The sequence below is a fragment of the Curtobacterium sp. PvP017 genome (assembly GCF_054060195.1).
The window spans coordinates 264,177-289,584 of record NZ_JBSSCY010000001.1; the positions used below are offsets into that span (position 1 = coordinate 264,177).

19 protein-coding genes are annotated in these 25,408 nt (G+C 71.9%); 7 read left to right on the forward strand and 12 right to left on the reverse strand.

Going from position 1 to position 25,408, the window contains the following annotated elements:
* Positions 1-5: 5 nt before the first annotated feature.
* Positions 6-1,484: an adenosylhomocysteinase gene (gene ahcY / locus ACVKXF_RS01275; protein WP_456794606.1), complete on the reverse strand. Its 1,479-nt coding sequence runs from the start codon at positions 1,482-1,484 to the stop codon at positions 6-8.
* Between the two features lie 104 nt (positions 1,485-1,588).
* Positions 1,589-1,804 carry a DUF3499 family protein gene (locus tag ACVKXF_RS01280; RefSeq protein WP_123313702.1) on the reverse strand — a complete coding sequence of 72 codons (216 nt, stop codon included), beginning with the start codon at positions 1,802-1,804 and terminating at the stop codon, positions 1,589-1,591.
* 78 nt (positions 1,805-1,882) lie between these two features.
* On the opposite strand from ACVKXF_RS01280, the gene ACVKXF_RS01285 reads away from it, so the two are divergent.
* Positions 1,883-2,323, forward strand: a complete 441-nt coding sequence (locus tag ACVKXF_RS01285; RefSeq protein ID WP_111085978.1) for a metallopeptidase family protein — start codon at positions 1,883-1,885, stop codon at positions 2,321-2,323.
* 37 nt (positions 2,324-2,360) lie between these two features.
* On the opposite strand, the gene ACVKXF_RS01290 is transcribed toward ACVKXF_RS01285, so the two are convergent.
* The 5 genes from ACVKXF_RS01290 to manA all read right to left on the reverse strand — a co-directional run bounded on the left by ACVKXF_RS01290 (position 2,361) and on the right by manA (position 9,483).
* On the reverse strand, positions 2,361-3,764 hold the full coding sequence (locus tag ACVKXF_RS01290; protein ID WP_123313704.1) for a DUF5719 family protein: 1,404 nt from the start codon (positions 3,762-3,764) through the stop codon (positions 2,361-2,363).
* A complete protein-coding gene (locus ACVKXF_RS01295) occupies positions 3,761-6,598 on the reverse strand; it encodes a glycosyltransferase (RefSeq protein ID WP_340196398.1) in 2,838 nt (945 codons plus the stop codon). The genes ACVKXF_RS01290 and ACVKXF_RS01295 overlap by 4 nt, the downstream gene beginning before the upstream one ends.
* 97 nt (positions 6,599-6,695) lie before the next feature.
* A complete protein-coding gene (locus ACVKXF_RS01300) occupies positions 6,696-7,028 on the reverse strand; it encodes a WhiB family transcriptional regulator (RefSeq protein WP_374114433.1) in 333 nt (110 codons plus the stop codon).
* Between the two features lie 188 nt (positions 7,029-7,216).
* Entirely contained in the window at positions 7,217-8,179 is a 963-nt protein-coding gene (gene galE / locus ACVKXF_RS01305) for a UDP-glucose 4-epimerase GalE (protein WP_456794607.1), read from the reverse strand.
* 95 nt (positions 8,180-8,274) lie between these two features.
* Complete coding sequence (gene manA, locus ACVKXF_RS01310; RefSeq protein ID WP_456794608.1) at positions 8,275-9,483, reverse strand: mannose-6-phosphate isomerase, class I; 1,209 nt, start codon at positions 9,481-9,483, stop codon at positions 8,275-8,277.
* Positions 9,484-9,547: 64 nt separating this feature from the next.
* Between manA and ACVKXF_RS01315 the strand changes: the two genes are divergently transcribed.
* Positions 9,548-10,927 (forward strand): O-antigen ligase family protein, encoded by a 1,380-nt coding sequence (locus ACVKXF_RS01315; protein ID WP_456794609.1) that lies wholly within the window; start codon positions 9,548-9,550, stop codon positions 10,925-10,927.
* 32 nt (positions 10,928-10,959) lie between these two features.
* On the opposite strand, the gene ACVKXF_RS01320 is transcribed toward ACVKXF_RS01315, so the two are convergent.
* Positions 10,960-12,318 carry a hypothetical protein gene (locus ACVKXF_RS01320; RefSeq protein ID WP_456794610.1) on the reverse strand — a complete coding sequence of 453 codons (1,359 nt, stop codon included), beginning with the start codon at positions 12,316-12,318 and terminating at the stop codon, positions 10,960-10,962.
* 131 nt (positions 12,319-12,449) lie between these two features.
* Between ACVKXF_RS01320 and ACVKXF_RS01325 the strand changes: the two genes are divergently transcribed.
* Positions 12,450-13,736 (forward strand): O-antigen ligase family protein, encoded by a 1,287-nt coding sequence (locus ACVKXF_RS01325; RefSeq protein WP_148061793.1) that lies wholly within the window; start codon positions 12,450-12,452, stop codon positions 13,734-13,736.
* A gap of 374 nt (positions 13,737-14,110) precedes the next feature.
* On the opposite strand, the gene ACVKXF_RS01330 is transcribed toward ACVKXF_RS01325, so the two are convergent.
* Together ACVKXF_RS01330 and ACVKXF_RS01335 are read right to left on the reverse strand one after the other, a co-directional pair.
* Positions 14,111-14,857: a polyprenol monophosphomannose synthase gene (locus ACVKXF_RS01330; protein WP_123313710.1), complete on the reverse strand. Its 747-nt coding sequence runs from the start codon at positions 14,855-14,857 to the stop codon at positions 14,111-14,113.
* On the reverse strand, positions 14,854-17,343 hold the full coding sequence (locus ACVKXF_RS01335; protein ID WP_123313711.1) for a glycosyltransferase: 2,490 nt from the start codon (positions 17,341-17,343) through the stop codon (positions 14,854-14,856). The genes ACVKXF_RS01330 and ACVKXF_RS01335 overlap by 4 nt, the downstream gene beginning before the upstream one ends.
* Before the next feature lie 138 nt (positions 17,344-17,481).
* Here ACVKXF_RS01335 and ACVKXF_RS01340 point away from each other — a divergent pair, with 138 nt between their 5' ends.
* The gene (locus ACVKXF_RS01340) at positions 17,482-18,798 is read left to right on the forward strand and encodes a glycosyltransferase family protein (RefSeq protein ID WP_456794611.1); all 1,317 of its coding nucleotides are present in this window, start codon (positions 17,482-17,484) and stop codon (positions 18,796-18,798) included.
* Between the two features lie 90 nt (positions 18,799-18,888).
* Here ACVKXF_RS01340 and ACVKXF_RS01345 read toward each other — a convergent pair whose 3' ends face one another.
* The gene (locus ACVKXF_RS01345) at positions 18,889-21,438 is read right to left on the reverse strand and encodes a hypothetical protein (protein ID WP_456794612.1); all 2,550 of its coding nucleotides are present in this window, start codon (positions 21,436-21,438) and stop codon (positions 18,889-18,891) included.
* On the reverse strand, positions 21,438-22,031 hold the full coding sequence (locus tag ACVKXF_RS01350; RefSeq protein WP_456794613.1) for a hypothetical protein: 594 nt from the start codon (positions 22,029-22,031) through the stop codon (positions 21,438-21,440). Before ACVKXF_RS01350 ends, ACVKXF_RS01345 begins: the two co-directional genes overlap by 1 nt.
* Before the next feature lie 190 nt (positions 22,032-22,221).
* On the opposite strand from ACVKXF_RS01350, the gene ACVKXF_RS01355 reads away from it, so the two are divergent.
* The 3 genes from ACVKXF_RS01355 to ACVKXF_RS01365 are packed head-to-tail and all read left to right on the forward strand — an operon-like array spanning position 22,222 to position 25,391.
* Entirely contained in the window at positions 22,222-23,124 is a 903-nt protein-coding gene (locus tag ACVKXF_RS01355) for an ABC transporter permease (protein WP_123313715.1), read from the forward strand.
* Positions 23,125-23,127: 3 nt separating this feature from the next.
* On the forward strand, positions 23,128-24,357 hold the full coding sequence (locus tag ACVKXF_RS01360) for an ABC transporter ATP-binding protein (RefSeq protein WP_222658009.1): 1,230 nt from the start codon (positions 23,128-23,130) through the stop codon (positions 24,355-24,357).
* Positions 24,276-25,391 (forward strand): glycosyltransferase family 2 protein, encoded by a 1,116-nt coding sequence (locus ACVKXF_RS01365; protein ID WP_456794614.1) that lies wholly within the window; start codon positions 24,276-24,278, stop codon positions 25,389-25,391. The genes ACVKXF_RS01360 and ACVKXF_RS01365 overlap by 82 nt, the downstream gene beginning before the upstream one ends.
* Positions 25,392-25,408 lie beyond the last annotated feature (17 nt).

Below are 25,408 nucleotides of genomic sequence, written 5' to 3' on the forward strand. Positions count from 1 at the left end.
ACCGCTCAGTAGCGGTAGTGCTCCGGCTTGAACGGGCCCTCGACCGGGACGCCGATGTACGCCGCCTGCTCGGGACGCAGCTCCGTCAGCTCCACTCCGAGGGCGCCCAGGTGCAGGCGCGCGACCTTCTCGTCCAGGTGCTTCGGCAGCACGTAGACCCCGGTCGGGTACTCGTCACGACGGGTGTGCAGCTCGATCTGCGCCAGGACCTGGTTCGTGAACGAGTTGCTCATCACGAACGACGGGTGCCCGGTGGCGTTGCCGAGGTTCATGAGCCGCCCTTCGGACAGCACCAGGATCGACCGACCGGTCGGCAGGCGCCACTCGTGCACCTGCGGCTTGATCTCGACCTTCTCCACACCGGGCAGCGACTCGAGGCCGGCCATGTCGATCTCGTTGTCGAAGTGCCCGACGTTGGCGACGATGGCCAGGTGCTTCAGCCCGAGCATCTCGTCGACGCCCACGACGCCCAGGTTGCCCGTGCAGGTGATGACCATGTCGACGGTGTCGACGACGTCGGCCAGTCGCGCCACCTGGTAGCCGTCCATCGCGGCCTGCAGCGCGCAGATCGGGTCGACCTCGCTGACGATGACGCGGGCGCCCTGGCCGCGCAGCGCCTCGGCCGCCCCCTTGCCGACGTCGCCGTAGCCGACGACGAACGCGACCTTGCCGCCCATCAGGACGTCGGTCGCCCGGTTCAGGCCGTCGGGCAGGGAGTGGCGGATGCCGTACTTGTTGTCGAACTTCGACTTCGTGACGGAGTCGTTGACGTTGATCGCCGGGAACCGCAGCTGCCCGTTCCGCGACAGCTCGTACAGGCGGTGCACGCCCGTGGTGGTCTCCTCGGTGACGCCCTCGATGTCCGCGGCGATGCGGGTCCAGCGGTCGTCCGACGTCTCGAGCGACGCGGCGACGGTGTCGAGCACGATCTTCCACTCGGCGCTCGCGTCGGCGCCGGCGACGGGAGCAGCACCAGCCGCTTCGGCGTCGGCACCGGTGTGCACGAGCATGGTGGCGTCACCGCCGTCGTCCAGGATCAGGTTCGGACCGGCCCAGTCGGCTCCGACGGCAGCGGCCTCGGCGGTCCAGTCGAAGATGCGGCTGGTGCACCACCAGTACTCCTCGAGCGTCTCGCCCTTCCACGCGAACACGGGGACGCCGGCTGGTGCGTCCGGCGTGCCGGTCGGCCCGACCGCGACGGCCGCGGCGGCTTCGTCCTGCGTGGAGAAGATGTTGCAGCTCGCCCAGCGCACCTGCGCACCGAGGGCGACGAGCGTCTCGATCAGGACGGCCGTCTGCACCGTCATGTGCAGCGATCCGGCGATGCGCGCGCCGGCCAGCGGCTGCGACGCACCGAACTCCTCGCGCAGGGCCATCAGGCCCGGCATCTCGTTCTCGGCGAGGCGGATCTGGTGGCGGCCCGCCTCGGCGAGCGAGAGGTCGGCGACGCGGTACGGTGCTGCGGTCTGGGCTTCGGTGGGCATGCCCATCAGTCTTCCATGCCGGGAGGCGCGGGTCCCCAGCCGACGTCGGTCACGTCCCACGGGCCTCCCGTCCACCACCGCTGGTGCGTCGCGGACGCGAGCCGTCAGTCGGCCTCGCGCTGCAGCGGCTCGCGCCGCACCACCTGCCAGCCGCGCGGGACGCGCAGACCGGCCGCGTGCCGGGCGCAGAGGTCGTAGCCGTGCGGTTCGACCCGCGTGGAGAGCGGCCCGACCACGACCATGGAGTCGCCGTAGTCGTACGTCAGGGTCGCCGAAGCGCTCGCGGCGCACGCGACCTTGCTGCAGATCCTCACGTCCATGTCGTCAGGGAGCCTAGCGGAGCGCGCACGAGCGACCGGAGCGACCAGGAGCGACGACGGCACGCGTACGATGTGGGGATGCGTCGCAAGCCCCGCCTCGTCACCCCGGTCGACCGCGGTCGAGGACGGTCCCGGCACGGACGCGGCGGGCGGTCGAGCGTGACCGGTCCCGAGCTCGCGCCGATCACCACCCGCGCCGAGGCGTTCGACCGCATCGTCGGCGACAGCGCCCACTACCTGATCGGCCTGTGGCCCGACGAACTGGCGGGCGTGGTGTTCCAGGTGGCCGACATGCCGACCGACGCGACGCTGCCCGATGCGATGCCCCGGTGGCGGATCGACCGCGACACCCGCAGGGTCACCGTGTTCCGGATCCCCGTCGAGCGCGTGAACCGCAGCCCCGAGAAGGACGACGCCGACCGGCGGATCATCATCGAGACAGCCGTGTTCCGTGCCGTCGGTGAGCTGATCGGCAAGGACCCGTGGGACCTGGCGCCGGACCGCTACCGCCACTGGTGACGACCCGGCGCCCGGAGGCGCCGCACCGTCGTCACCGTCAGGGGTAGACGCGCACCGGCGTGGACACCTGGGTGGACGGACGGACCGGGAACCCGGCGATGCCGTCGTCCCCGCGGTAGGTCACGCCCGCCACGACGCCCTCGGCCCCGGAGATCGAGAGCTGCTTCGCGGTCTGCACCGGCATGGTCGCCGTCGCGCCGGACAGCACCTGGATGGTGCGCTTCTCGTCGCCGGAGCGGATCGTGATCGCACGGTCCTCACGCGTGGGGTTCACGAAGTTCATCCGGACGCCCTCCCCCGGAGCCACCGCGGTGATGACCTCGTCGCCCAGGGGCTCGGCCGAGGCGAACCAGCCGAGGTCGCTGTTGCCGTCGGCCGTCGGTGAGGTCGTGCGGGCACCGGCGACGACGGGCTGCGTCGACGTGACGGTGAACGAGTACCGGCCGTCCGGGAAGTCGTCGAGCGCGACGTCGGTCACCACCCCGGGCTCGGCGGTGGCGTTCACGGTCGTACCGCCGCCGTCCGCCGTCGTGATGCCGAGCGTGACGCGTGCCGACTCCGTGCCCGGGACGAACAGCCGGACCACGGGGGCGGCGTCCGCGGTGTCGTCGCCGCGCTGTGCCTCCTGCGCACCGGCGAGCACGACGCCGGGGATGACCTGCGAGCGTGACGGCGCGGCGCCGCCGGAGACGATGTCGTAGCCGCCGGGGGTGAGCGTGCGGACGACGGTCTCCTGCATGTGGGCGACGATCTGCCCGCCGGAGGACGACACGTGCACGACGGTGGATCCCTGGTCGGACACGAAGCCGGACAGCGGGACGACCTTCTGGGTGTTCGGGGCGACGACGATGCCGGTCGTGCCGGGGGCGCTGACCGTGCCGGTGCCGTCGTAGATCGCCAGGTCGACGGTCGCGTTCACGTCGGTCGGGTTCGACAGGGTGACGAGGCTGGTGCGCCCGGTCTCGGTCGAGCCGCCGACGAGCCAGGTCGACTGCGTGGGGTCGTCGCACGACGCCGCCCCGGCACCGACCAGGTCGCCGCTGGAGACGCTCTGGTAGCTGCTGCCCGCGACCTGCGGTGTGGTGTCACCCGCGGGGGCCGTGAGCAGCCGCGGGTCGCTGCCGCCGGTGGACGACGGGTCGAGCGAGGACCGCTCGACGGTCGAGCCGGTCGTCGCCGTGGCGACGGTGGCGGACCCGACCGTGCTCGCCTGGGTGGCGTCGTTGCCGGAGTCGTCGGACAGTCGCAGGGCGCTGCCGGCACAGACGCGCTCGGCGTCGGCGGGGACCGGCGTGACGGTCCGGCCGGCCGGGCGACCCGGTTCGGCCGCGGTGCCGTAGGCGTGCGCAGCGGTGACGGCGCCGGCGGCGACGACCACGGCGATCGCGGTCGCGGTGCCGCGGACGACCCAGCGTCGGACGGAGCCGGTGGTGGTGCTCATTCGTCGCGCTCCTCGTCGAAGGTGGTCGCGGGTTCCTCGGCCTCGATGACGTTCGAGGTGGCCCGGCGGCGGCGCGGGGCCGTCGGCACGGCGAGCAGGGCGGCGGCGCCGAACACGACGCCGAGCACGACCAGGTACAGCACGTGCGTGGCACGGGCGGCGGCGGACCCGGTGGTGGTCCGGTCGACGTCGCCCTCGTAGTGGAACAGCTGCCCGTTCGTGGTCTCGCCGATGCTCGTGAAGAGCGCGTTCTGCCCGATCGCACCCGCGGCCCGGTCGTGCACGCTCTGCGCCTCGGGGTCGTCGCCGGCGTCGTCGAGCAGGACGAAGCTGATGCCGAGTTCCTGCAGCGCCGGCCGGGGGTCGTAGCCGCTGCGGCTCGCCAGGTTGCCGGCGAGCGTCGCGAGGCGGGCGCCGGACTCGCTCAGCCGGAGTGCGGTGGCGTCGAGGGTCGACTGGTCGTCGAGGGTGGCACCCTGACCGCGCTCGAGTGCGACGGCGAGCGACCCGTCGTCCTGCGGCACCACGACGAGCGTGCCGACGTCGGGGTTCGCCTGCGCCTCGGCGTTCACGTAGGCGCTGAGCACCCGGCCCGTGGTCGGCTGGATCGCGGCGTTGCCGAGGTAGAACGCGGCGAAGGCCGGGGCCACCGCGACGCCGGCGAGCACCGTCGCGACGAGTCCCGTCACCGGTGCGGCCTTCGGCAGCACGTCGATGCCGATGCAGGCCGCGACGACGATCGCGAGCCAGTACACCGACAGCCCGCTGCCGGGCCACACGATGGTGGTGGTCGACCCGACGCCGGTGACGGTCACGTGGGTGGCGGCGAACGCGGTGCCGAAGCCGAGCAGTGCGACGACGAGCGCCGAGCCGGCGACGGCCCAGCGGTGTCCGAGCATCGCGCCGATCGCGGCGGCGGCGATCGGCACGGCCAGGACGGCCATCACGATCGGCAGCCACGTGCCGACGGCGGCGAGCCCGGACGTGGCGGGCAGCCACCCACTCCAGTCCGGCAGTGGCTGACCGATCGCCAACTGCAGCGCGGACGGCGCACGGGTGGCCGACGGAACGCCGGGGTCGGCGAAGACCGCGAGGACGTTGCCGCGCGCGACCTGCGCGAGGACGAGCGGCAGGAAGAGCACCGCGGTCGGTACCGGGATGAAGGCCCGACGGTGCGCTCGGCGCCACCCGACGACGAGCGCGACCAGCCACCCGATCAGCAGGACCGGCAGCAAGGACGGCGCCGAGGCCGCCACGACCGCGAACAGCAGCGAGGCGCCGGACGCCCACGCCCACGAGCGGTGCGCCTCGAGCACGGCGACGAACAACCACGGCAGTACCAGGTGCGCGATGACGGCACCGAGGTGTCCGGTGGTGACCGCGCCGACGAGGGCCGGGGCGATGGCGTAGAGCGCGGCGCCGATGACCGGCACCCACTTGCGCGTCGTCACCTTGCGGACCGCGAACCAGGCACCGAGGGCGGAGAGCGGGAACGCGACGAGCATCACGAGCACGACCGACGTGGACGGCGACCAGAACACGATCGAACCGAGCACCGCCAGCACGGCGGCGAAGGGGTCGGACGGACCGGTGAAGCCGGTGCCGAGCGAGTGCCAGCCGTAGCCGACGTTCTGCCAGAGCTGGCCGACGGTCGTGCTGAGGGGCAGCAGGCCGCCGCCGGTGAGCGCCGGCGAGCCGAGCAGGGGGTAGAGCGTCACGACGCTCAGGACCGCCGCGGCCAGCACGACCCAGATCCCGCCGTCGCCGAGGAACGACGCCCGCGCGATCGGGGCGTCCTCGACGCGGGCGAGTTCGACGTCGCGCGAGGTGGTCCGGTGCTCGTGCACCCGACGCCAGCTGACCCGGAGCGGTTCGACGGCGGCCCAGCCGAGCTTCTTCGTGCGGGCGAGGTTCCTGCGCGCCCGACCGGTGCCGCCGCCGAACGCCACCGCGAACGCCGCGGCGAGCTCCGGGACGACCGCCGCGGGGTGCTTGGCGACGAGGTGGCCGATCGCCCGGCCGACCGCGAACGGGACGAGGGTGAGCCAGTGCAGCCAGAGCAGCCCGCCCGGCGCGTAGGTCATCCGGCGGTGGAGCTGTGCCTGCCGGTGCATGCGGACGCGGCGGGCCTCGGAGACGCGCTTGCGACCGAACTCCTCGATCGGACCGGCGGTGGTGACCTTCGCGCCGGGGACGACGGCGACGCGGTGCCCGGCCAGGCGGACGCGGACGCAGAAGTCGAGGGCGGCGTCGACGTCCGGCAGCGCCGGGTCGAAGCCGGACAGCTCGGTCCACACCGAACGGCGCACGAGCATGCCGCCGGCGGCGACCGCGAGCACGTCCGTGTGCCGATCGTGCTGGCCCTGGTCGAGCTCGTCCTGCACGAGACCGATCGAGCGGCCGAAGCGCGTCATGCTCTCGCCGAACGCGCGGATCAGCGAGGGGTCGTCGTCGGACACGAGCTTCGGACCCGCCACGACGACGGACGGCGCGATCTCGACGGCGGAGAGCAGGTCCGCGAGCGCGGTCGGGGACGGTGCGTTGTCGTGCCCGAGCAGCCACAGCCACTCGTCGACGGGCTCGTCGACGACGGCGGGCGGCGCCTCGCGTTCGCCGCGGGCGACGGCCTCGCCGAAGGGGCGTCCGGCCGGCAGACGCAGCAGCTCGGCGGACCCGCCGAAGGAGAGCCCGGCAGTGGAGCCGTCGGTCGACCCGACGTCGACGACCACCAGGTTCTCGGGGTGGCGGGTCTGGGCCGCGAGTGCGTCCAGGGTCCGGTCGAGGTGGGCCGCTCCGTTGGCGGCGACGAGGATCGCGGTGACTCTGGGCTGCATGACGGGCGTCACTCTACGGTCTGGAGGCACGGCGTCCGCTGCGGACGGCGGCGCGCCGTGAACCTGTGGGAACGTCAGGCGAACGCCTGGACCGCGACTACGCCCGTTTGCGCAGCTTGCGACGCTCGCGCTCGGACAGACCGCCCCAGATGCCGAAGCGCTCGTCGTTCTCGAGCGCGTACTCGAGGCACTGCGCCCGGACCTCGCACGACGTGCAGATCTTCTTCGCTTCGCGCGTGGAGCCGCCCTTCTCGGGGAAGAACGCCTCCGGGTCGGTCTGTGCGCACAGCGAGTCGACCTGCCACGCGAGCGGGTTCTCCTCGTCGTCCGTCTCCGGCCGTCGAACACCCGGGACGCCGAGCGCCACGGGGTCGACGTGCCAGTCCTCCGGAACTCCGGCGTGGAAGTCGGAACCGTTCACCCTGATCACCCCTGACGTCTCGATAACGGGACCACAACGATTGAAGTCGTTGCCTGTAATTACAGCGGTGTCATTCGCCTGAGTCAAGTCGCGGATCATAGAAGGCAGTGACCACTTCGGCGTGTCATGTCCCCCGTCTGGGCGTGTCGCGCCCGTTCTGTCGGGGTTCCGGGGGACAACTGACACGTCCTCAGCCGCTACGAGGCGCTGCGGCGGGCCTCCCACGCGCTCGTGACCATCTCGTCCAGGGTGTATCGCATCGCCCAGTCCAGGTCACGCGTCGCGGCCTCGCCGGTCGCCACGATGCGCGCCGGGTCGCCGGGGCGGCGCGGCGCGATCTCCGGCTCGAAGGCGATCCCGGTGCCCTTCGCCATGGCGTCCATGATCTGCCGGACGCTCACACCGTCGCCGCTGCCGAGGTTGTAGGCCTGCTCGAGCGGCTCCCCCGCCTCGAGCTTCTGCGCCGCGACGGCGTGCGAGTGTGCGAGGTCGGCGACGTGGATGTAGTCGCGGACGCAGGTGCCGTCCGGGGTCGCGTAGTCGTCGCCGTTGATCCGCGGGGTGCGACCGGCCAGCAGCGCGTCGAACACGAGCGGGAACAGGTTGTGCGGGCTGGCGTCGTACAGGTCGGGCTCGCCGGACCCGACGACGTTGAAGTACCGGAGCGAGGTCGTGGTGAAGCCGGCGGCGACCTCCATGTCGCGCAGCAGCCACTCGCCGATGAGCTTCGACTCGCCGTACGGGGACTCCGGCGCCTTCGGGGTGGACTCGACGACGACGTCGACGTCCGGGGTGCCGTACACCGCGGCGCTCGACGAGAAGACGGCCTTCGTGACGCCGTTCTCGGCCATCGCGCGGAGCAGCGTCGCCATGCCGGTGACGTTCTGCTCGTAGGTGTGCAGCGGGCGCTCGACCGAGACGCCGGCGTACTTGAAGCCCGCGACGTGCACCACACCGGTGACGTCGTGCTCCCGCAGGGTGCGGGCGACGAGGTCGCCGTCCAGGATCGTGCCCTCGACGAACGGCACGTCGTCCGGCACGAACGCGCGGAAGCCGCTCGAGAGGTCGTCGAACGCGACCGTGTCGATGCCGGCCGAGCGCAGTGCTCGGACGACGTGGGACCCGATGTACCCGGCACCGCCGGTGACCAGCCAACTCATGGTCGCCACGCTAGCGGACGAACGAGATGCCCCGGGGCGGGTGTGCGGGACCGCGCCAGGGCGTGCGGCTCCACGCCGGGCCCCGGCCTGTGCCCCTAGTGGCCGGTCGCGATGAACACCGTCGACGTGACGCCGTTCGACGAGTCGGCCTCCACCGTGACGTCGCCCTCGTCCGGCGTGATGAAGCAGGACTCGCCCTTGCGGAGCAGCGTCGCGGACGTCGCGCCGACGAGCGTCACGACGCCCTCGGTGCAGATGGCGATCGACGGGCCGGACAGCGGAGCGACCCCGCCGGTGCTCAGCCCGACCGGTCGTCCGTCGCCGTCGACGCGCAGGAGCGCGAAGCCGACGCCCTCGGGTGCGAAGCGGTCCACGCCGGGGGCCAGTCGCTCGGGCTCGAGGACCGGTGCCGGGTACGCCGTGAAGTCGAGCACGTGCAGGAGCTCGGGCACGTCGACGTGCTTCGGCGTCAGCCCGCCGCGCAGCACGTTGTCGGACGGTGCCATCAGCTCGATGCCGAGTCCGTCGAGGTAGGCGTGGATGTTGCCGGCGGGCAGGTACATGGCCTGCCCCGCGGTGAGGGTCACCCGGTGCATGAGCAGGGAGACGACGATGCCGGGGTCGCCGGGCCAGCTGGTCGCCAGGTCGCGGACCGTGGCCGTGTTCGGGGTGAGGAGGTCGTCGTCGAGGGCGACGGCGAGGTCGCTCGCCGCCTGCACCACGGCGAGCGCGGAGTCGTCGGCGGTCTCGAGCCAGCGGACGGTGTCCTCGAGCCCGTGCGCCAGGTGCACCTCGAGCGGACCGAGCCGACCGCTGCCGGCGTCGAGCACGCGGACCTCGGCCAGGGTCTCCTCGACCGGACGGAAGCCGCTCAGTGCCTCGAACCGCTCGCTCAGGGCGACGACGAGCTCGGGCTTCGGGAACGAGTCCTTGTAGTTGCGCGCCGGGTCGTCGATCGCGATGCCCTCGCGTTCCTCACGCGCGAAGCCGGCCTCGGCCTGCTCCGGGGTCGGATGCGCCTGCAAGGACAGGGGCGCGGCCGCTGCGAGCACCTTCAGCAGGAACGGCAGACCGGTGCGGTCGCCGCCCAGGGCGTCCTGCGGCTCGGCGGCGATCCAGTCGAGCAGGGTGTCGGCACCGCCGACCATCGCCGGGTTGACGACCACGCTCGGGCTGCCCGGGTGCGCACCGAGCCAGAGCTCTGCCTGCGGGGCGCCGGTGACGGTGCGACCGAGGAGCTCGGGGATCGCGGTGACCGAGCCCCAGGCGTAGTCGCGGGGGGTGTTCGTGATGCCGAGGAACATGGGCGAGAGCCTACCGGCGGGATCCGGGGACTCCGTGGCCGCCCGCCGCCGGTAGCCTGACGTCGTGACGAACACCTGGCCGCTGGCACGCGGGACCGTACCCGAGCGCGAGGCGTTCGCCTTCGGTGCGACCACGATCTTCGTGCTCTTCGCCGGCGACGCGGTGCCGAACACCCTCACCTGGGTCGGCGCTGGCATCCTGTGGGCGCTCGTGGCCGCCTGGGGCATCACGATCCTGGTCCGGGCGAAGCCGCCGCTCGTGCGCTCCCCCTGGCCGCTCTGGGCCTTCCTGGCGTGGTGCCTGCTGTCGGTCGTCTGGTCGCACTGGCGGTTCGCGACGATCTCGAGCCTGACCGTGCAGGTGATCTGCGCCGCGGTGGCCTTCACGATCGCCTCCACCCTGACCTGGCGCCGCATCCTCGACGCGCTCAGCCTCGCGCTCCGCTGGGTGCTGCTGCTCTCGATCCTGTTCGAGGCCGTCGTCGCCGTGTTCGTGCGGCACCCCATCGCGCCGATCTGGACCGACTACGGCGACGCCGACATCCCGGACGCGTTCTACTTCTCGCGCGCCGAGCTCTTCACCGGCGGCCGCATCCAGGGGCTGCCCGGCAACGCGAACCTGCTGGCGATGGTCGCGCTGCTCGTCGCGATCGTCGTCGTGCTGCAGCTCGCCGAGGGCCGGTTGCGTCGGCAGCGGGCCACCGGCTGGCTCGTGGTCGCCGCCCTCGGGTTCGTGCTCACCCGCTCGTCCACGGTCATCGCGGCCGCGCTGGTCGTCGCCGTCGTCGCCCTGGTCGCCGTGTGGATGCGCCGGGTCCCGACGGAGCGACGCACCCCGCGGTACCTGCTGCTCGCGGTCGGCGCGGTCGTCGCCGCCGCCGCGGCGTTCGTGCTCCGGGGGCCCGTCTCCGAACTCCTCGGCAAGGGGACCGACGCGACCGGACGCGGTGAGATCTGGGCGAAGGTCCTCGGCCTCATCGACCAGCACGCCGTCGTCGGCTGGGGGTGGATCGGCTACTGGTGGCCCGGCATCCCGACCCTGGCCGATCTGGCCCACCGCAAGGGCGTCACGTACCTGCAGGCACACGACGCCTACCTGGACGTCTGGATGCAGACCGGCATCATCGGGCTCGTCCTCTTCCTGCTCTACGTCGTCACGACGCTGTCGCGCTCGTGGGCGTGCGCGACCCGGATCGGCTACGACGCCGCGCTCCGTCCGCGCACGTTCGACCCGGTGTCGCTCCTGCCGCTGCTCGTCGTCGTCGCACTGCTCGTGCAGTCCGTCGCCGAGTCCCGGCTGCTCTACCAGGGGAACTGGGTGCTCTTCGCGCTCATCGCGATCAAGACCCGGATCGTCCTGACCGGCGAGGAACCGACCTCGACCGGCGACGGCCCGCGCACCCCGCCGGCGAAGCGCGAGTTCCGCTGGGCCACCACGCGCTGAGCATCGGACGGCCGGCGGTCAGCGGTCCGGTGTCAGCGGAACAGCCAGGCGCACGCGACCGGTGACGACCACGGGTTCGACCGCACCCGCACGACCTCGACCGTCGGGTCGGCGCGACACGCCTCGGCGGCGGCGGGCAGCTGCTCCGCCCACACCGGCCCGTCACTGCGCCGGGTGTCCGCGGGCGCGACGTGCAGGACGGCGGCCGTGACGACGGCGGCGACCACGCACCAGGCGACCAGCGCCCCGACGAGGCGACCCGTGCCTCCCGTCCGCTGCGCGACACGCGACCACCGTTCGGCATCCACCAGCGCGGCGGCGGCGACCACCGCGGCACTGACGAGCAGCAGGCCGGACGCCGCGGCGTAGCGCTGCGGCGGGATCGCCGCCATGGCGGAGGTGGGGTCCGCCCACGGCTGCCCGGCACCGTCGTTCGCGAGCAGGGCCGCCCACCACACGGCACCGGACGCGACCGCCAGCGCGACGACCATCCACCGGCTGCGGGGCGGTCCGACGACGACGCCCGCGGCCAGGACCAGCACCAGTGCGCCGGCCGGCACCAGGACGGGCGCCCAGCCGTGCTCCACGACCGTGGCGACCACCTCGCCGAGGTGCGGGTCCCACGCGCCGGCGACGGGCCGGAGCAGGAACCCGGCGAGCACGTCGCGGAACGCCGGAGCACCGGGTGTCAGGTCGCGCGGGTGGGTGAGGGTCGTGACGACCTGGACGGCGGCCGCGGCGAGCGCCACGACCGTGACGGGCAGCGGCAGCAGGCGCGCGTGGCGGGCCCCTCCCGACGCAGCGCGCCGCCGGGGCCACGCGAGCAGGAGCAGCGGCGTGAAGAGGATCGCCTGCGGCTCGGTGAGCACCGCGAGTCCGGCCACCACGGCGAGCGCGGCTGCGCCCCACCAGGTCCGGCTGCGGTGGGCGAACACCCACGGCACCAGCACGAGCAGGTACCAGTGCAGGTTCGCGGCGTTCCCGCTGATCTCGTAGGGCGCGAGCGGCAGCACGACGGGTACGGCGGCGAGCACCAGGCGGAACGGCCACGGTCGGACCACGTCGCGGGACAGGACGAAGAGCAGCGCGCACACGGCGCCGACGACCAGGCATGACGACAGCGAGACGACCTGGGCGTACCGGGCGGTCGGCAGCGCGTAGCCGAGGTCGACCACCATCCGGGGCAGCAGGTGGACGTACCCGGCGTACGGGTGCAGCAGGGTGTCCACGGGGCCGAGGGCGATGCGTTCCCGCAGGAAGACCCCGCCGTCCTCGGCCCAGACGGTGTTGCGCGGCACGGGACCGAGCCGGTACCAGGCGAGCGCGGCGGTGGCGAAGGCGACGACGACCGCGACCAGCGGCAGGCCGGCGGCCCTCCGCAGGGGGTCCATTGCAGTGAAGCTAGGTGAGCATCGCGCATCGTCGATGACGCCACACCGCGGATCGTCGATACCGCGTTTCCGCGATGCGGGCGGCTCGTCACAAGGTCGTACGCCAAGATGGACGCGTGACGGACGGCCGGGTGAGCAGACACGTGCTCGGGCGCCGGTACCTCTCCGCCTGGATCGGCTTCTCGGCCGGTGGACGGTTCAGCCAGGCGCTCGCGACGGTCATCGTGCTGTTCGGGTTCGGGCAGCCGACCGTGCAGGCACTGGTCGGCCGGTCTGGCACCTGGGCCGTGCTCGTCACGCTGTTCGTGCTCGCCGGGCTGAGCCTGCTCGGGCAGCGGTACCGGATCGAGTGGCACGGCGTGCTCCCCCTCTCGCTGCTGGCCTTCGTCGGGTACTGCGCGTTGAGCGTGCTCTGGAGCGAGTACTCCTGGGTCGCCCTGCGCGGGCTCGTGCAGACCGTCTGCTTCATCGGGCTCGGGCTGTACCTGGCCCTCGGGCGGGACCTGGTGCAGGTGATCCGGGCGTCCGGTGACGCGTTCCGGATCCTGCTCGTCGTCGCCCTCGGGCTCGAGGTGCTGTCCGGACTGGTGCTCGACGTCCCGCTGCCGGCCTTCGGGATCCGCGGCGACATCGCGTACGGCGGCCCGATCCAGGGCATCGGCGGGACGCGCAACTTCATGGGCTTCATCGCCGCGATGGCCCTCGTCACCTTCGTCGTCGAGTTCCTCACCCGCTCCGTGACCATGTGGCGCGCGATCGGCTCGACCGCCCTCGCCGTCATCGCCCTCATGCTCGTGCAGTCCCCCATCACGGGCCTCGCGATGATCGCCCTCGCCGTCACCGCCCTGGCCCTCTGGTCGCTCCGGCACGCGCGGCCCGCCACCAGACCGGTGGTCAACGGCGTCCTCGGCTCCGCGGTCCTGCTCACGCTGGTGGTGGCGGTGTTCGCCCGGCACCGCCTGCTCGCCGAGATCGGCGCGGCCGGGGGCACCGCGACGCGCATCGACCTGTGGTCGCAGATCCGGGTCCTGACCGAGCGGTACCCGATCCAGGGCTGGGGGTGGGTCGGGACGTGGCCGACCGAGCCCGTCGTGCCCTACGTCACGCTCATCGATCCGGCCGGCGCACGGTTCACCTCGGGCCTCAACGCGTTCGTCGACGCCTGGCTGCAGCTCGGGGTGGCGGGCACGATCATCCTCGGCATCGCCGCGCTGCTGGCCTTCGCACGGGCGTGGGTGACGGCGACGACGTTCCCCGGGGTCGCCTACGTGTGGCCGGCAGCGGTGCTGGTGCTCCTCGCGGTGACGAGCGCGGCGGAGAGCTACCTGCTGCACGGAGCGGGCCTGATGTTCTTCGTGACGGTGCTCGTGATCGCGGCGCGGCGGCGCTCGTGGCGCCGGCACCTGCCGCGGGCGTAGGTGCCGCGGCGCGGGGCGCGGCGCGCTTCTTGAGCAGGAATGGTCGAGTCCGCCGCGGCGACCCGACCATTCCTGCTCACCGAACGGGGGGAGTGAGCGGGCAGGGCGCCGGACGGGAGGCCCGTGGCGGGCCCGACCCGGGCCTCCCGTCCGGCACGCCACGCGGTCCGGAGCCGCACACGCCGTGCCTGCTCGTGCGCAGATCACCGAGGTTCCAGAACACGCCGCCCGTGTGTCACCGAGGTTCCACGGAACGGCGGTGGGAGCGCCGAGGTTCCAAGATCTCGGAACCTCGGGGCCGCACGCGGGGCGCACGGCCGCACGCGGGGCGCACGGCGAGCGCGGGAGGGCGCGGGCGGGCGCGGGCTCGCGCGCTACGGGCGGGTGGGGCGACCCAGGCGGCGCTGCAGGCCCCACTGCGTGACGCGGAGCATCGCCTCGACCACGATGGAGCGGCTCATCTTCGAGACCCCGTGCACGCGGTCACGGAACCGGATCGGCACCTCGACGATGCGGCCGCCGAGGGCGTCCACGCGCAGCGTCATGTCGACCTGGAAGCAGTACCCCTTCGAGTCGATCGACCCGAGGTCCATCCGCGCGATCGCGTCGGAGCGGTAGACCCGGTACCCGGCGGTGATGTCCCGCACGTGGATCCCGAGCACCAGCCGCGCGTACGTGTTCGCACCGCGGCTCAGTGCCTGCCGGCGGAGCGGCCAGTCGACGACCGATCCCCCGGGCACCCAGCGCGACCCGATCGCGAGCAGGACGTCGTCCGAGGCGGTGACCGCGTCGATGAGCACGGGCAACCGGTCGGCCGGGTGCGAGCCGTCCGCGTCCATCTCGACGAGCAGCGGGTAGCCGCGCTCGAGCCCCCACCGGAACCCGGCGACGTAGGCCGTGCCGAGTCCGAGCTTGCCGGAGCGCTGCAGCAGGTGCACCCGGTCGTCGGCGGCCGCCAGGGACCGCACGATGTCGCCGGTGCCGTCCGGGCTGCCGTCGTCGACGACCAGCAGGTGGACACCGGGCGACGCCGTCAGGATCGCGTCGGCGATGGCGCGGATGTTCTCGGCCTCGTCGTACGTCGGGACGACGACGAGGGCCGTCGTCTCGGCTGGGTTCACCGGTTGCCGAGGCGTCGCTTGATCTTCCCCGCGACGCTGCGCGGGCCCTCGGTGCGGAAGTAGTGCACCGCGCGCCCGACGTCGTAGCGGACGCCGGAGAGCTTCTTGCGGTCCGGCACGCGCACGCGCATCGTGTGGGGCGCGAGCTTCGTGCTGGTGTCGCGCACCGACTTGTCCGCCGCGCGGATCGGGTTCCGGCAGAACTCGACGAGCGGCGCAAGGACGTTCTCCCACGTGAACTGCTCGCGCACACGGTCGACGTTGGCGATGAACCGGGCCCGGGCCTTCTTGTCGAAGAGCGCCGTCTCGAGCGCCGTGGCCAGGCCGTCGACGTCCTGCTCGTGCACCGCGACGCCGAGCTGCTCCTCGGCGACCAGGTCGCCGAAGGAGTCGCCGGCCGTCGTGACGATCGGCAGGCGCGCCCACAGGTAGTCGAGGATGCGGGTCCGGAACGAGAACGTGGTCTCGAGGTGCTCGTAGTGCGTCGAGACACCGGCGTCGGCCTCGAGCAGGTACGCGCCACGCTCCTCGTACGGGATCCACGAGTCGTTGAAGAACACGTGCTTGCCGGTCAGGCCGAGGGCGTCGGCCTCGGCACGGACCTTCGCGACGATGTCCATCTCGGGCACGTCGGGGTTCGGGTGCTGCACGCCCATGAAGAAGAGCTTCACGGACGGTCGGCGGGCGGCGAGCTGCGCGATCGAACGGACCAGCGTGATCGGGTCGAACCAGTCGTAGATGCCACCGCCCCAGACGACGAGCTTGTCGTTCTTGCCGATGCCCGGCACGACGCCCTTGACCCGCGGCTGGTCGTGCACCGGCGGGGTGGAGGACAGCCCGAACGGCACGACGCCGATGAGCGAGCGGAGGTCGGCGTCGCGCGAGTACGTCCGCGCGTTCACCCGGCCGGAGCCGGCGAGCTGGCCGAGCCAGAACATGCGCTGACGCTCCGACGCGCAGATGAAGTAGTCGCCGAGTTCGAGCTGGTGGTTGAGCGTGTCCGAGGCGTCGAGGATCTGGCGGTTCCACTGGTCGACGTCGTCGCTGCGGCCCTGCTCGAGCTGCTCGAGGTGCAGCGGGTCGTACACGTCGACGACCAGGATCTTGCTCGTCGACTCGAGCACCGGGAACAGCCGGAGCGCGTGGCCCTGCACGATGATGACGTCGGCCCAGCCCTCGTGCTCGACCATCTGGCGCGGGTGGCGGTGCGGCACGGTGACGACCTCGTACGACGGGTCGATCTGTGACGAGCGGGTCAGGCTGACCACGCGCACGTCGTGCTCGGACGCGAGCTGCTTCGCCATCTGGGTGGCGCGGATCGCCGGACCGGCCATCTTCGCGCCGATCGAGTCGCCCGTGATGATGAGGATGCGACGACGGGTGCCGACCTCGAGCACGCCGAGCGAGTGCACGATCTTGTCGTAGCCGGCCAGGTAGTTCTCGATCGGGTACGCGGGCTCGTCGCGGTTGCCGAACAGGCGCAGGAGCTCGCGGTCGCTGCGGACCCGCGTGGCCTGGATCGCACGGCGCGACTCGGTCATCGACGGCAGCTGCTCGACGAACTGGTCGACGCCGTAGATGCCGGCCATACTCGTCTTCGGCACCGGGATGGTGGGGACACTGTCGTCGCCGGGGTTCCGCAGGTCGAGCTCGGTGGAGTCGAGCTCACCGCGGCCCACGGCACGGCGGACGGCGAGCGCCAGGGAGCCGGGCAGGGCGGCGGCGAGCTGCTCGTCACCGAGGTTCTTGTACAGCGTGAAGAGGGCGTTCCGCTCGAGCAGGTAGGTCTCGCGGAAGTCGCCGAACTTGTTCATCGACGCGTGGTGCTTGTGGAACGCGACCGACTTCGGCTGGTACCGGAAGCGCCAGCCGAGCAGGTTGAGCCGCCAGCCCAGGTCGACGTCCTCGTAGAACATGAAGTAGCGGTCGTCGAAGCCGTCGAGCTGCTCGAAGAGCTCGGCGCGGATGAACATCGCGGCGCCGGTGCCGAACAGGACGTCGGTCTCGCTCTCCCAGCGGCCGGTGTCCGGCGACCCGGCGAACGGCTTGTAGCCCATGCCGTACCAGGTCATCGCGGCCTCGGTGAAGTCGATGTTGACGCCCTCCCAGTCGAGGACCTTCGACGCCACGGCACCGATGTCGGCGCCGGACGCGAACGTGGCCATCGCCTCGCGCACCCAACCGGTGTCCGGGCGGGCGTCGTTGTTGAGGAACGCCACGACCTCGCCGGAGGACTTCTCGACGCCGAGGTTGCAGCCGCCGGTGAAGCCGAGGTTGGCGCCGGCGTCGACCAGGGTGAAGTCGAGGTCGGACGCCTGCAGGCGACCCAGGTGCTCCGGACCGGAGCCGTTCTCGACGACGATCACCTCGAGCTTGTCCTGCGGCCAGTCCTGCTTGCGGAGTTCCGCGATGCTCGTCAGGGTGTCGTCCGTGCCCTTGTAGTTCACGAGGATGACGGACACGACTCCCGGCTTGCGCTCTGTCACGCGAGTTCCTCCAGCAGCTGCCGCGCACGGGCGCGGATCGGTGGCTCGGCCCACGGGGTGCCGCGAGCCGATGACACCCTACAAGGCGCGCCCCGCCACTCCCCTGTGGCCGCCGCCGATTCGTGCAGAATGGGCCGCGTGACTGCCGCAGTGATCCCGAACACTCCCCTGTCCTCGCCCCTTGCGCAGGAGTACGCGGCCATCGCGGCCGGTGCGCACGCCGAGGGGCCGCGCGGCACCGTCCGGTTCGCGGTCTCGACGGCCGACCCGACCGAGGGCAAGGGCGACCTGTTCGTCGCGCTCGGGCTCGCGCGGGCGCTCCGTGCCGAGGGCTGGGGCGTCGCGATGTGGCCGCTCGAGCGCTGGGGCGAGGAGGTCCCCGCCGACACCGCCGTCGTGGTCAGCATGATCGAGTCGTTCGTCCCCGGGTACGTCCCCGCCGGCACCGCGCTGGTCGCGTGGGTGCGCAACTGGACGGCGAAGTGGGCGGCGCTGCCCTACCTCGACGAGTTCGACGCGGTGTGGACGTCGTCCGGCATCGCCCGCGACGCCGTCGCGGCGCAGTACGACGGACCCGTCGAGGTGGTCCCGATCGGCGTCGACCTGGACCTGTTCACCGACGAGCGTCCGCACGGGGCCGGCACCACCGCGGCAGCGACCGCGACCGAGCGCACCGACCGTGCCGTCACGACCGTCAACTTCTGGGGCGTCCGCCGCCGCGTGCAGGACGTGCTCGCCGAGGTCGCGCCGCCCGAGCCGATCGTGTGGTTCGCCGCGAACGTCGACCACGTCGAGGCCACGGCCGGCGTCGAGCTGCGTCCCGCGGTGTCCTACTTCGCGCTGCCCGAGGTGTACCGCGCCGCCGGCTTCGTCGTCGACGACGTCATCGCTCCAGCCGCCGAGTACGGCACCCTGAACTCCCGCCTGTACGAAGCACTCGCGTCCGGGGCGCTGCCCGTGACGGACTGCGTGCTCGGCCTCGACGAGCTCGGCCTGTCCGACGTGCCGGTCTTCGACGACGCCGCCTCGCTCGAGCGGGTGCTCGCGATGCCCCGCGCCGAGCGCACGGCCCTGACGGCACGGCTCCGTGCCGTGGTCGTCGAGCGGCACTCGTTTAGGGCGCGCGCCGAGCAGGTCGGTCCGGTCCTCGACGCGGCCGTCGCGATCGCGTCGGGTCGGTCCGGCGAGCGGAACGCGTTCCTGCGCTGGGCGACCGCGCAGCGCGAGGTCCTGCGGCAGGCCGAGCACGACCGCGACGTCCACCTGGCCGGGGTGCAGGACATCAACCGGCGACTGGTCGCGTCGGAGCAGCAGGTCGGCGCGTACGACACCGCCCGCCGCCGGGCCGAGGCGGAGCGCGACCAGATCGCGGCGCGGTTCGCGGGCCTCACCCGCTCCCCCGAGTACCGGCTGCTGCACGGCGTGGGCCTGATGGCCCGGCGCGTGCGCCGCTGACGTCCAGACAGCACTGACGTCGCGACCACGGAACGGACGGGAGGCCCGTGGCGGATCCGCCACGGGCCTCCCGTCCGTCTCGGCAACCGTCTACTGCACGGTCACCGTCTTCGTGCCGAAGCTCTTGTACGTCCCGCTCGGCAGGTCCTGGTAGTAGACGCGCACGGTGTGCGTGCCGGGCTTCAGCCCGGTGAGCACCCGCGACAGCCCGACGTCGGAACCCCAGTTCGGGTAGTTCTTCTGCACGTCCGTGCGGGTCGCGTTCACCGTGCCCGGTGCGATCGCGACGCCGTCCAGGTGCATCTTGTACTTGACCGGGTCCCAGACGTCGGGGTCGATCGCCCAGCCCCGGACGGTGATGGTCCCCTTGCCGCCGGTGACGGAGTCGAACGAGCCCTTCACCACGCCGCCGTTGCCGGTGGAACCCGTCGCGGGCGGGTCGATGACCGTGAAGGACTTCGTGCCGAAGCTCTTGTACGTGCCGCTCGGCAGGTCCTGGAAGTACACGCGGACGGTGTGCGTGCCCGCGCTCAGGCCGGTGAGCTGCACGGACAGCCCGACGTCGGATCCCCAGCCCGGGTGGACCGCCTCGACGTCGGTGCGCTTGGCGTTGACCGTGCCGGGGGCGATCGCGACGCCGTCCAGGTGCATCTTGTACTTGACCGGGTCCCACACGTCGGGGTCGATCGCCCAGCCCTTGACCGTCGCGCTGTAGACGCCGCCGGTGACCGACTCGTACGAGCCCGTCACCGAGCCGGTCTTGCCGGTCTTGCCGGTGGTGCCGGACGACGGGGCCGTGGCCGACGTCACCTTGACGGTCTTCGTGCCGAAGCTCTTGTAGGTGCCGCTCGGCAGGTCCTGGAAGTAGACCCGCACGGTGTGGTTGCCGGCGCTCAGCCCGGTCAGGCGGAGCGCCAGGCCGACGTCCGAACCCCAGGACGGGTGCTTCGCCTCGACGTCGGTCCGGGTGGCGTTCGCGGTACCGCTGTCCGTGCTGACGCCGTCGACGTGGATCTTGTACTTGACGGGGTCCCACACGTCCGGGTCGATCGCCCACCCGCGCACCGTGGCCGTGCCCGCGCCGCCGGTGACGGACTCGTACGACCCGCGGAGCGCTCCGGTCTTGCCGGTCTTGCCGGTGGTGGGGGCGCTGACGGTGACGGACTTCGACGCGACCTTCACGTAGTCGGTGCCGGGCTTGTCCTGCGTGTAGAGCGCCACGGTGCGGGTGCCCGGCGTGATGCCGCCGATCGTCTTCGAGAACCCGAGGGTGCTGCCGACGCCCTTGTAGACCTTGGCGACGTCGGTGCGGGTGCGGTCGGCCGTGCCGGTCGCCTTGCTGACGCCGTCGACCAGGATCTTCCACGGGGCGGGCTTCGCCGAGTCGGGGTCGAGGACCCAGCCGCTCGCGGTGATCGTGCCCGCGCTGCCGGTGACGGTGTCGAGTGCGCCCTTCGGAGCTGCGCTCACGACGGTGCGGGTGTAGCAGCCGAGCAACGTGTTGCTGCCCTTGCCCTGGTTGATGGCGTAGGTGCAGACCGAGTGCTTGCCGACGCTCAGCCCGGTCAGCTCGGTCGAGAACCCGTGCTTGAGGTTGTTCGCGCCGAGGGTGGCGGACAGGTCGGGCCGGTTCACGTTCGCGGTGACGGTCTTCGCCCCGGCGCCATCGACGTAGAACGCGACGCGGAGCGCGCTCGTGGTGTCCGGGTCCACGGCCCAGCCGCTCACGGTGATCGACGAGGTCGAGCTCGGCGTGACGGCGTCGACGTTGCCGTACGGGTTGCCGCCGCCGGTCGCCGAGCCGAACCAGTCGGTGTACATCCGCCAGAAGTTGCGGTTGCCGTACGCCGAGCAGCTGTCGCCGCTGCCGTACAGGTTCGACATCGCGGCGGTGTTCGGCGTGTACGGGGTGTAGATGTACAGCCCCGCGGTCGCCTGGTTCTGGATGTAGACGGACTTCCGACCGCAGGCCGCGTTCGGGTTGAGGAGGATCGAGTTGGTGCGACCCGCCTGGTACGCCCACGAGGTCGGCGACGCCTGGTAGCGCTTGAACTGCAGGGCGGCGGCGTAGACCTGCTGGCCGAAGCCGAAGTACGCCGGGTCGCACGGAGCGGTGTCCGGGCACGCGAAGCCGGTGGCGTGCAGGTACATGTAGGACGTCGGCGAGGACGTCGTGACGATGCCCTGCTCCTTCTGCAGGAGGACGAGGAGCACCTTCTGGCTGATGCCGCACGCGGCACCGACCTGGGCGATCATCGTCGCGGCCGACTTGGTGCCGCCGGCGATGGCGCTGCACCGGCCGGAGACGGCACCGATCGCGCTCATCTTCTGCGAGAAGTCCTTCAGGCAGGCGGGCCCGCCGGAGGCCTTCTTGCAGTTCGGGGCGACGCTCGTCAGGAACGACTGCACGGCCGCGGCGTTCATCGCCGAGCCGTTGTAGAAGTTGGCGTCGCTGATGATGTTGCCCGGGTCGAAGTCGCCGGCGACGGCGGCCGAGGCGGACTCGGTCGTGGTCTGCTCGGACAGGATCGTGCCGAAGGTCAGCCCGCTGACGGCGACGGCGAGCGCCGCGACGAGCGCGAGGGACGTCCGGAAGGGACGGCGACGGCGTCCGTCCGACTCGGTCTGGATGGAACGCATCACGGCACCTCCGCCGGCATCGGGTCGGACGTCGTCGACGCGGAGCCGACGGCGTAGGTCAGGGTGACGAACCAGGTGCCGCTGGGGACCTGGGCCGCGGGGAACGCGACCTGCGCGCAGTTGACCGAGGACGCGCTCGCCTGCGCCGCGCTCGTGGCGGTGCGCGTGACACTCCCCTTCTTCGCGGTGAACGTGCAGGTCCCGCTGGTGTCGGTGGTGCCCGAGACGAGTCCGCCGGCCTGCAGCGTCTTCGAGGCCGTGTCCCAGCCGCTGTACGTGACGACGGCGGTGGCCGGGAAGTCCGATGGGTCGGTGTCCGGCTCGTTGGTCGAGCCGCTCCCCGGGAAGGCACCGGGGGTGTCGTCGTCCGAGGCGGTGGGGTCGTCGGTGGCCTCGGACGCGGGCGACGACGCGGTGCCGGTGGGCTCCGCGGTCGCCGAGTCGTCGGCGGTCGGGGTCGGACTCGCGGTGCGGGTCGGCGATGCGGACGGCGTCGGGGTGGCGTCGTCGCCACCACCGGAACAACCGGCCAAGAGAACACTGAGGGCACCGACCACCGCGAACGCAGCGATCGGCCTGGATGCGAGGAGCATGCTGACGGGCCGTCCTGTGGATGTTGACAAGGGTCCGGGTTGCGACAACGGTAACCCGAAAGTGAAGGTTGAGGGTTGGATCGGTCCGGAATCACCCCCGCTCGGGGTGCACGACGGCCGTCGCCCATCCCTGCCGCGCGGGCCCGGTGAGTATGCTGTTCCGGTCCTGCCCCCACGAACGAAGAGACGTATGGTCGATCAAGCCCGCATGACGGCGCTCGCGAAGGAACCCCTCGTCGTGATCGGCGCTCCGACGAGCGCCTTCCGCGGAACCTGGCGGGAGCTGCGCGACGTCTTCCGGCAGCGCGAGATGCTGGGGATGCTCGTCCGACGCGACCTGAAGGCGCGGTACAAGGACTCGGCACTCGGGTTCGTGTGGACGCTCGTGCGCCCGCTGACCCAGCTGCTCATCTACTACTTCGTCATCGGCAAGGTCCTCGGCGCCGCCAACGGTATCGACAACTTCGCGATCTACGTCTTCACCGGCCTGACCGCCTACACGCTCTTCAGCGAGATCGTCGCCGGGTCGACCGGGTCGATCGTCGGCAACTCCGGACTGATCAAGAAGGTCTACGTCCCCCGCGAGGTCTTCCCGCTCGCCAGCGTGGGCGCGGCCCTGGTGAACTTCACGATCCAGTTCGCGATCCTGCTCGCCGCGACGGTGGTCATCGGCGTCTTCCCGTTCCACGAGGGTCTGATCTACCTGATCCCCTCGCTCGCCGTGATCCTCGTCTACGGCGCGGCCATCGGTCTGGTGCTGTCCGCGCTCAACGTCTACCTGCGCGACGTCCAGTTCGTCATCGACGTCGGCCTGATGGTCCTGCTCTGGGCCTCGCCGATCGTGTACTCGTACTCGCGGGTGGTCGCCACCGTGAACACCGACTGGCTCATCACGGCCTACACGAACAACCCGCTGACGCTGTCCGTGCTCGGCATGCAGAACGCCATCTGGCTGCACGACCCGGCCGACGTCACGTACCCGGACCACCTGATGCTGCGCCTCGGCATCGCGTTCGTCATCGGTGTCCTCTGCCTCCTCGGCGCGCAGCGGGTGTTCTCCCGTCTGCAGGGCAACTTCGCGCAGGAGCTGTAGACCATGGCCATCAGCACCCCCGTCGCACCGACGCCCACCGAGGGCACCGCCGAGCGCCCGGACGTGATCGTCATCGACCACGTCCGCAAGCGCTTCACGGTCCGCAAGGACAACACCCTGCGCGAGCGCATCGTCACGCTCGGTCGTGCCGGCCGGAAGCACCGCCAGGACTTCTGGGCCCTCGACGACGTCACCGTGTCGATCCAGGCCGGCTCCACCGTCGGGCTGATCGGCCAGAACGGCTCCGGCAAGTCGACCCTGCTCAAGGCGATCGGCGGCATCATCCAGCCGACCTCCGGCACGGTGTCCCGCCGCGGTCGCCTCGCCGCGCTGCTCGAGCTCGGCGCCGGCTTCCACCCCGACCTGTCCGGGCGCGAGAACGTCTACCTCAACGCGTCGTTGCTCGGCCTGAGCCGCAAGCAGACCGACGAGAAGTTCGACGACATCCTGGCGTTCTCGGGGATCGGCGACTTCATCGACACCCAGGTGAAGTTCTACTCATCGGGCATGTACGTGCGACTCGCGTTCGCCGTCGCCGTGCACACCGACCCCGACGTCCTGCTCGTCGACGAGGTCCTGGCCGTCGGTGACGAGGCGTTCCAGCGCAAGTGCCTCGACCGCATCCGCACCTTCCAAGAGGCGGGCAAGACGATCATCATCGTCACGCACTCGCTCAGCCAGGTGCAGGAGATGTGCGACCGGGTGGTGCTGCTCAACAAGGGCAAGGTGCTGCACGACGGCGATCCCGTCCAGGCCGTGAGCATGTTCCGCGAGGTCCTCGAGGAACGCCGCCAGGGCGAGCTCAGCACCGACGTCGCCGTCGGCCGGGGCAAGGTCATCGGCGCGAGCGTGCACGTCGACGGCAAGGAGCCGCGCGCCGAGGTCGTGCCCGGCGACGACCTCGTCGTGGACATGGAGTTCGAGCACCTGGACGGCATCGCCGACTGGGAGGCCGCGGTCCAGATCAACAACGCCGGCGGCCAGGTCGTCTACGGCACCACCACCGGCATCATGGGCCTCGAACTGCAGCCGCTGCACGGTCGCCGGAAGCTCCGCCTGCGGATCGCCGACACCGCGTTCGGCACCGGCAAGTACTTCATCAACGTGTCGATGATGGACTCGGCCGGCCGCCACCTGCACGACATGCCGGAGTGCGACTCGTTCGAGGTGCCCGCCTTCGACAACGCCGTCGGCACCGTCTACGCGCAGCCCTCGATCGAGGAGCTGGACTGAGCCCCACCGACGACACGCTCCGCACCGCGGTCGTCGTCGTCAACTGGGAGCGCGCCGACCTGACCACCGCGGCCGTCCGTGCCGTGCTCGCCGATGGTGCGGCCGACCAGGTGGTCGTCGTCGACAACGGCTCGTCGGACGACTCCGTCGCCGTGCTCCGCCGTGCCCTGCCCGACGTCACCGTCGTCGCGCGGGAGCACAACGACGGGTTCGCAGCCGGCGCGAACACCGGCATCCGGCACGCGGACGCCGACGTCGTCGTGCTGCTCAACAACGACGCGGTCCCCGCGCCGGGCTTCGTCGCGGCGCTCCGCGACCACCTGGCGCAGGCGGGGCCCGAGGTCGCGGCCGTGACGGGCCGCATCGTGCTCGCCGGACGCTGGACGGGCCTCCCGGTCGGTGCGACGCCCGCACCCGGCCAGCGCGTGCTGCGCGACCACGACGGCCACCTGTGGACGCCGTCGGCCGACGGCGAGGTGCGCCTCAACTCGACCGGCGTCCGAGTCGACCGCGACGGCAACGGCATGGACCGCGACTGGTTCGCACCCGTCGACCGGGTCGCCGACGTCGACGTCTTCGGCTTCTCCGGCGGCGCCTCCGCGCTCCGGCGGAGCGCCCTCGACGACGTCGGCCTGCTCGACGAGTCGCTCTTCATGTACTACGAGGACACGGAGCTCGCGTGGCGGCTCCGCCGACGCGGCTGGCGCGTGGAACACGCCGCCGACGCCGTCGTCGAGCACGACCACTCGGCGTCGTCCGGCGTCCAGAGCGACCTGTTCCGCTTCCGCAACGCCCGCAACCGGATGGTCGTCGCGCTCTGGCACGCTCCGTGGCCGACCGTCCTGCGGGCGAGCGCCCGCACCCTCTTCCGCGGCCTGCGCGGGATGCTGTCCGGCACCACCCGACGGGAGGCCCGGCTCGTCCTGGCAGCGTTCGCGGACGTCGTCGGGGCGCTCCCGTCGCACCTCGCCCGGCGGCTCCGCGAGTCGCGGCGCGCGTCCGTCCCCCGCCGCAGCGTGGACCCGGGCGCATGAGCGCGGAGGGCTATCCT

Excerpts from the sequence above, each read along its gene's own strand:
- ACVKXF_RS01290 (WP_123313704.1), bottom strand. The coding sequence starts at position 3,764 with ATGAGCACCACCACCGGCTCCGTCCGACGCTGGGTCGTCCGCGGCACC.
- ACVKXF_RS01285 (WP_111085978.1), top strand. The coding sequence starts at position 1,883 with ATGCGTCGCAAGCCCCGCCTCGTCACCCCGGTCGACCGCGGTCGAGGA.
- ACVKXF_RS01360 (WP_222658009.1), top strand. The coding sequence starts at position 23,128 with ATGGCCATCAGCACCCCCGTCGCACCGACGCCCACCGAGGGCACCGCC.
- ACVKXF_RS01345 (WP_456794612.1), bottom strand. The coding sequence starts at position 21,438 with ATGCGTTCCATCCAGACCGAGTCGGACGGACGCCGTCGCCGTCCCTTC.
- manA (WP_456794608.1), bottom strand. The coding sequence starts at position 9,483 with ATGTTCCTCGGCATCACGAACACCCCCCGCGACTACGCCTGGGGCTCG.
- ACVKXF_RS01350 (WP_456794613.1), bottom strand. The coding sequence starts at position 22,031 with ATGCTCCTCGCATCCAGGCCGATCGCTGCGTTCGCGGTGGTCGGTGCC.
- ACVKXF_RS01295 (WP_340196398.1), bottom strand. The coding sequence starts at position 6,598 with ATGCAGCCCAGAGTCACCGCGATCCTCGTCGCCGCCAACGGAGCGGCC.
- ACVKXF_RS01320 (WP_456794610.1), bottom strand. The coding sequence starts at position 12,318 with ATGGACCCCCTGCGGAGGGCCGCCGGCCTGCCGCTGGTCGCGGTCGTC.
- ahcY (WP_456794606.1), bottom strand. The coding sequence starts at position 1,484 with ATGCCCACCGAAGCCCAGACCGCAGCACCGTACCGCGTCGCCGACCTC.
- galE (WP_456794607.1), bottom strand. The coding sequence starts at position 8,179 with ATGAGTTGGCTGGTCACCGGCGGTGCCGGGTACATCGGGTCCCACGTC.
- ACVKXF_RS01280 (WP_123313702.1), bottom strand. The coding sequence starts at position 1,804 with ATGGACGTGAGGATCTGCAGCAAGGTCGCGTGCGCCGCGAGCGCTTCG.
- ACVKXF_RS01355 (WP_123313715.1), top strand. The coding sequence starts at position 22,222 with ATGGTCGATCAAGCCCGCATGACGGCGCTCGCGAAGGAACCCCTCGTC.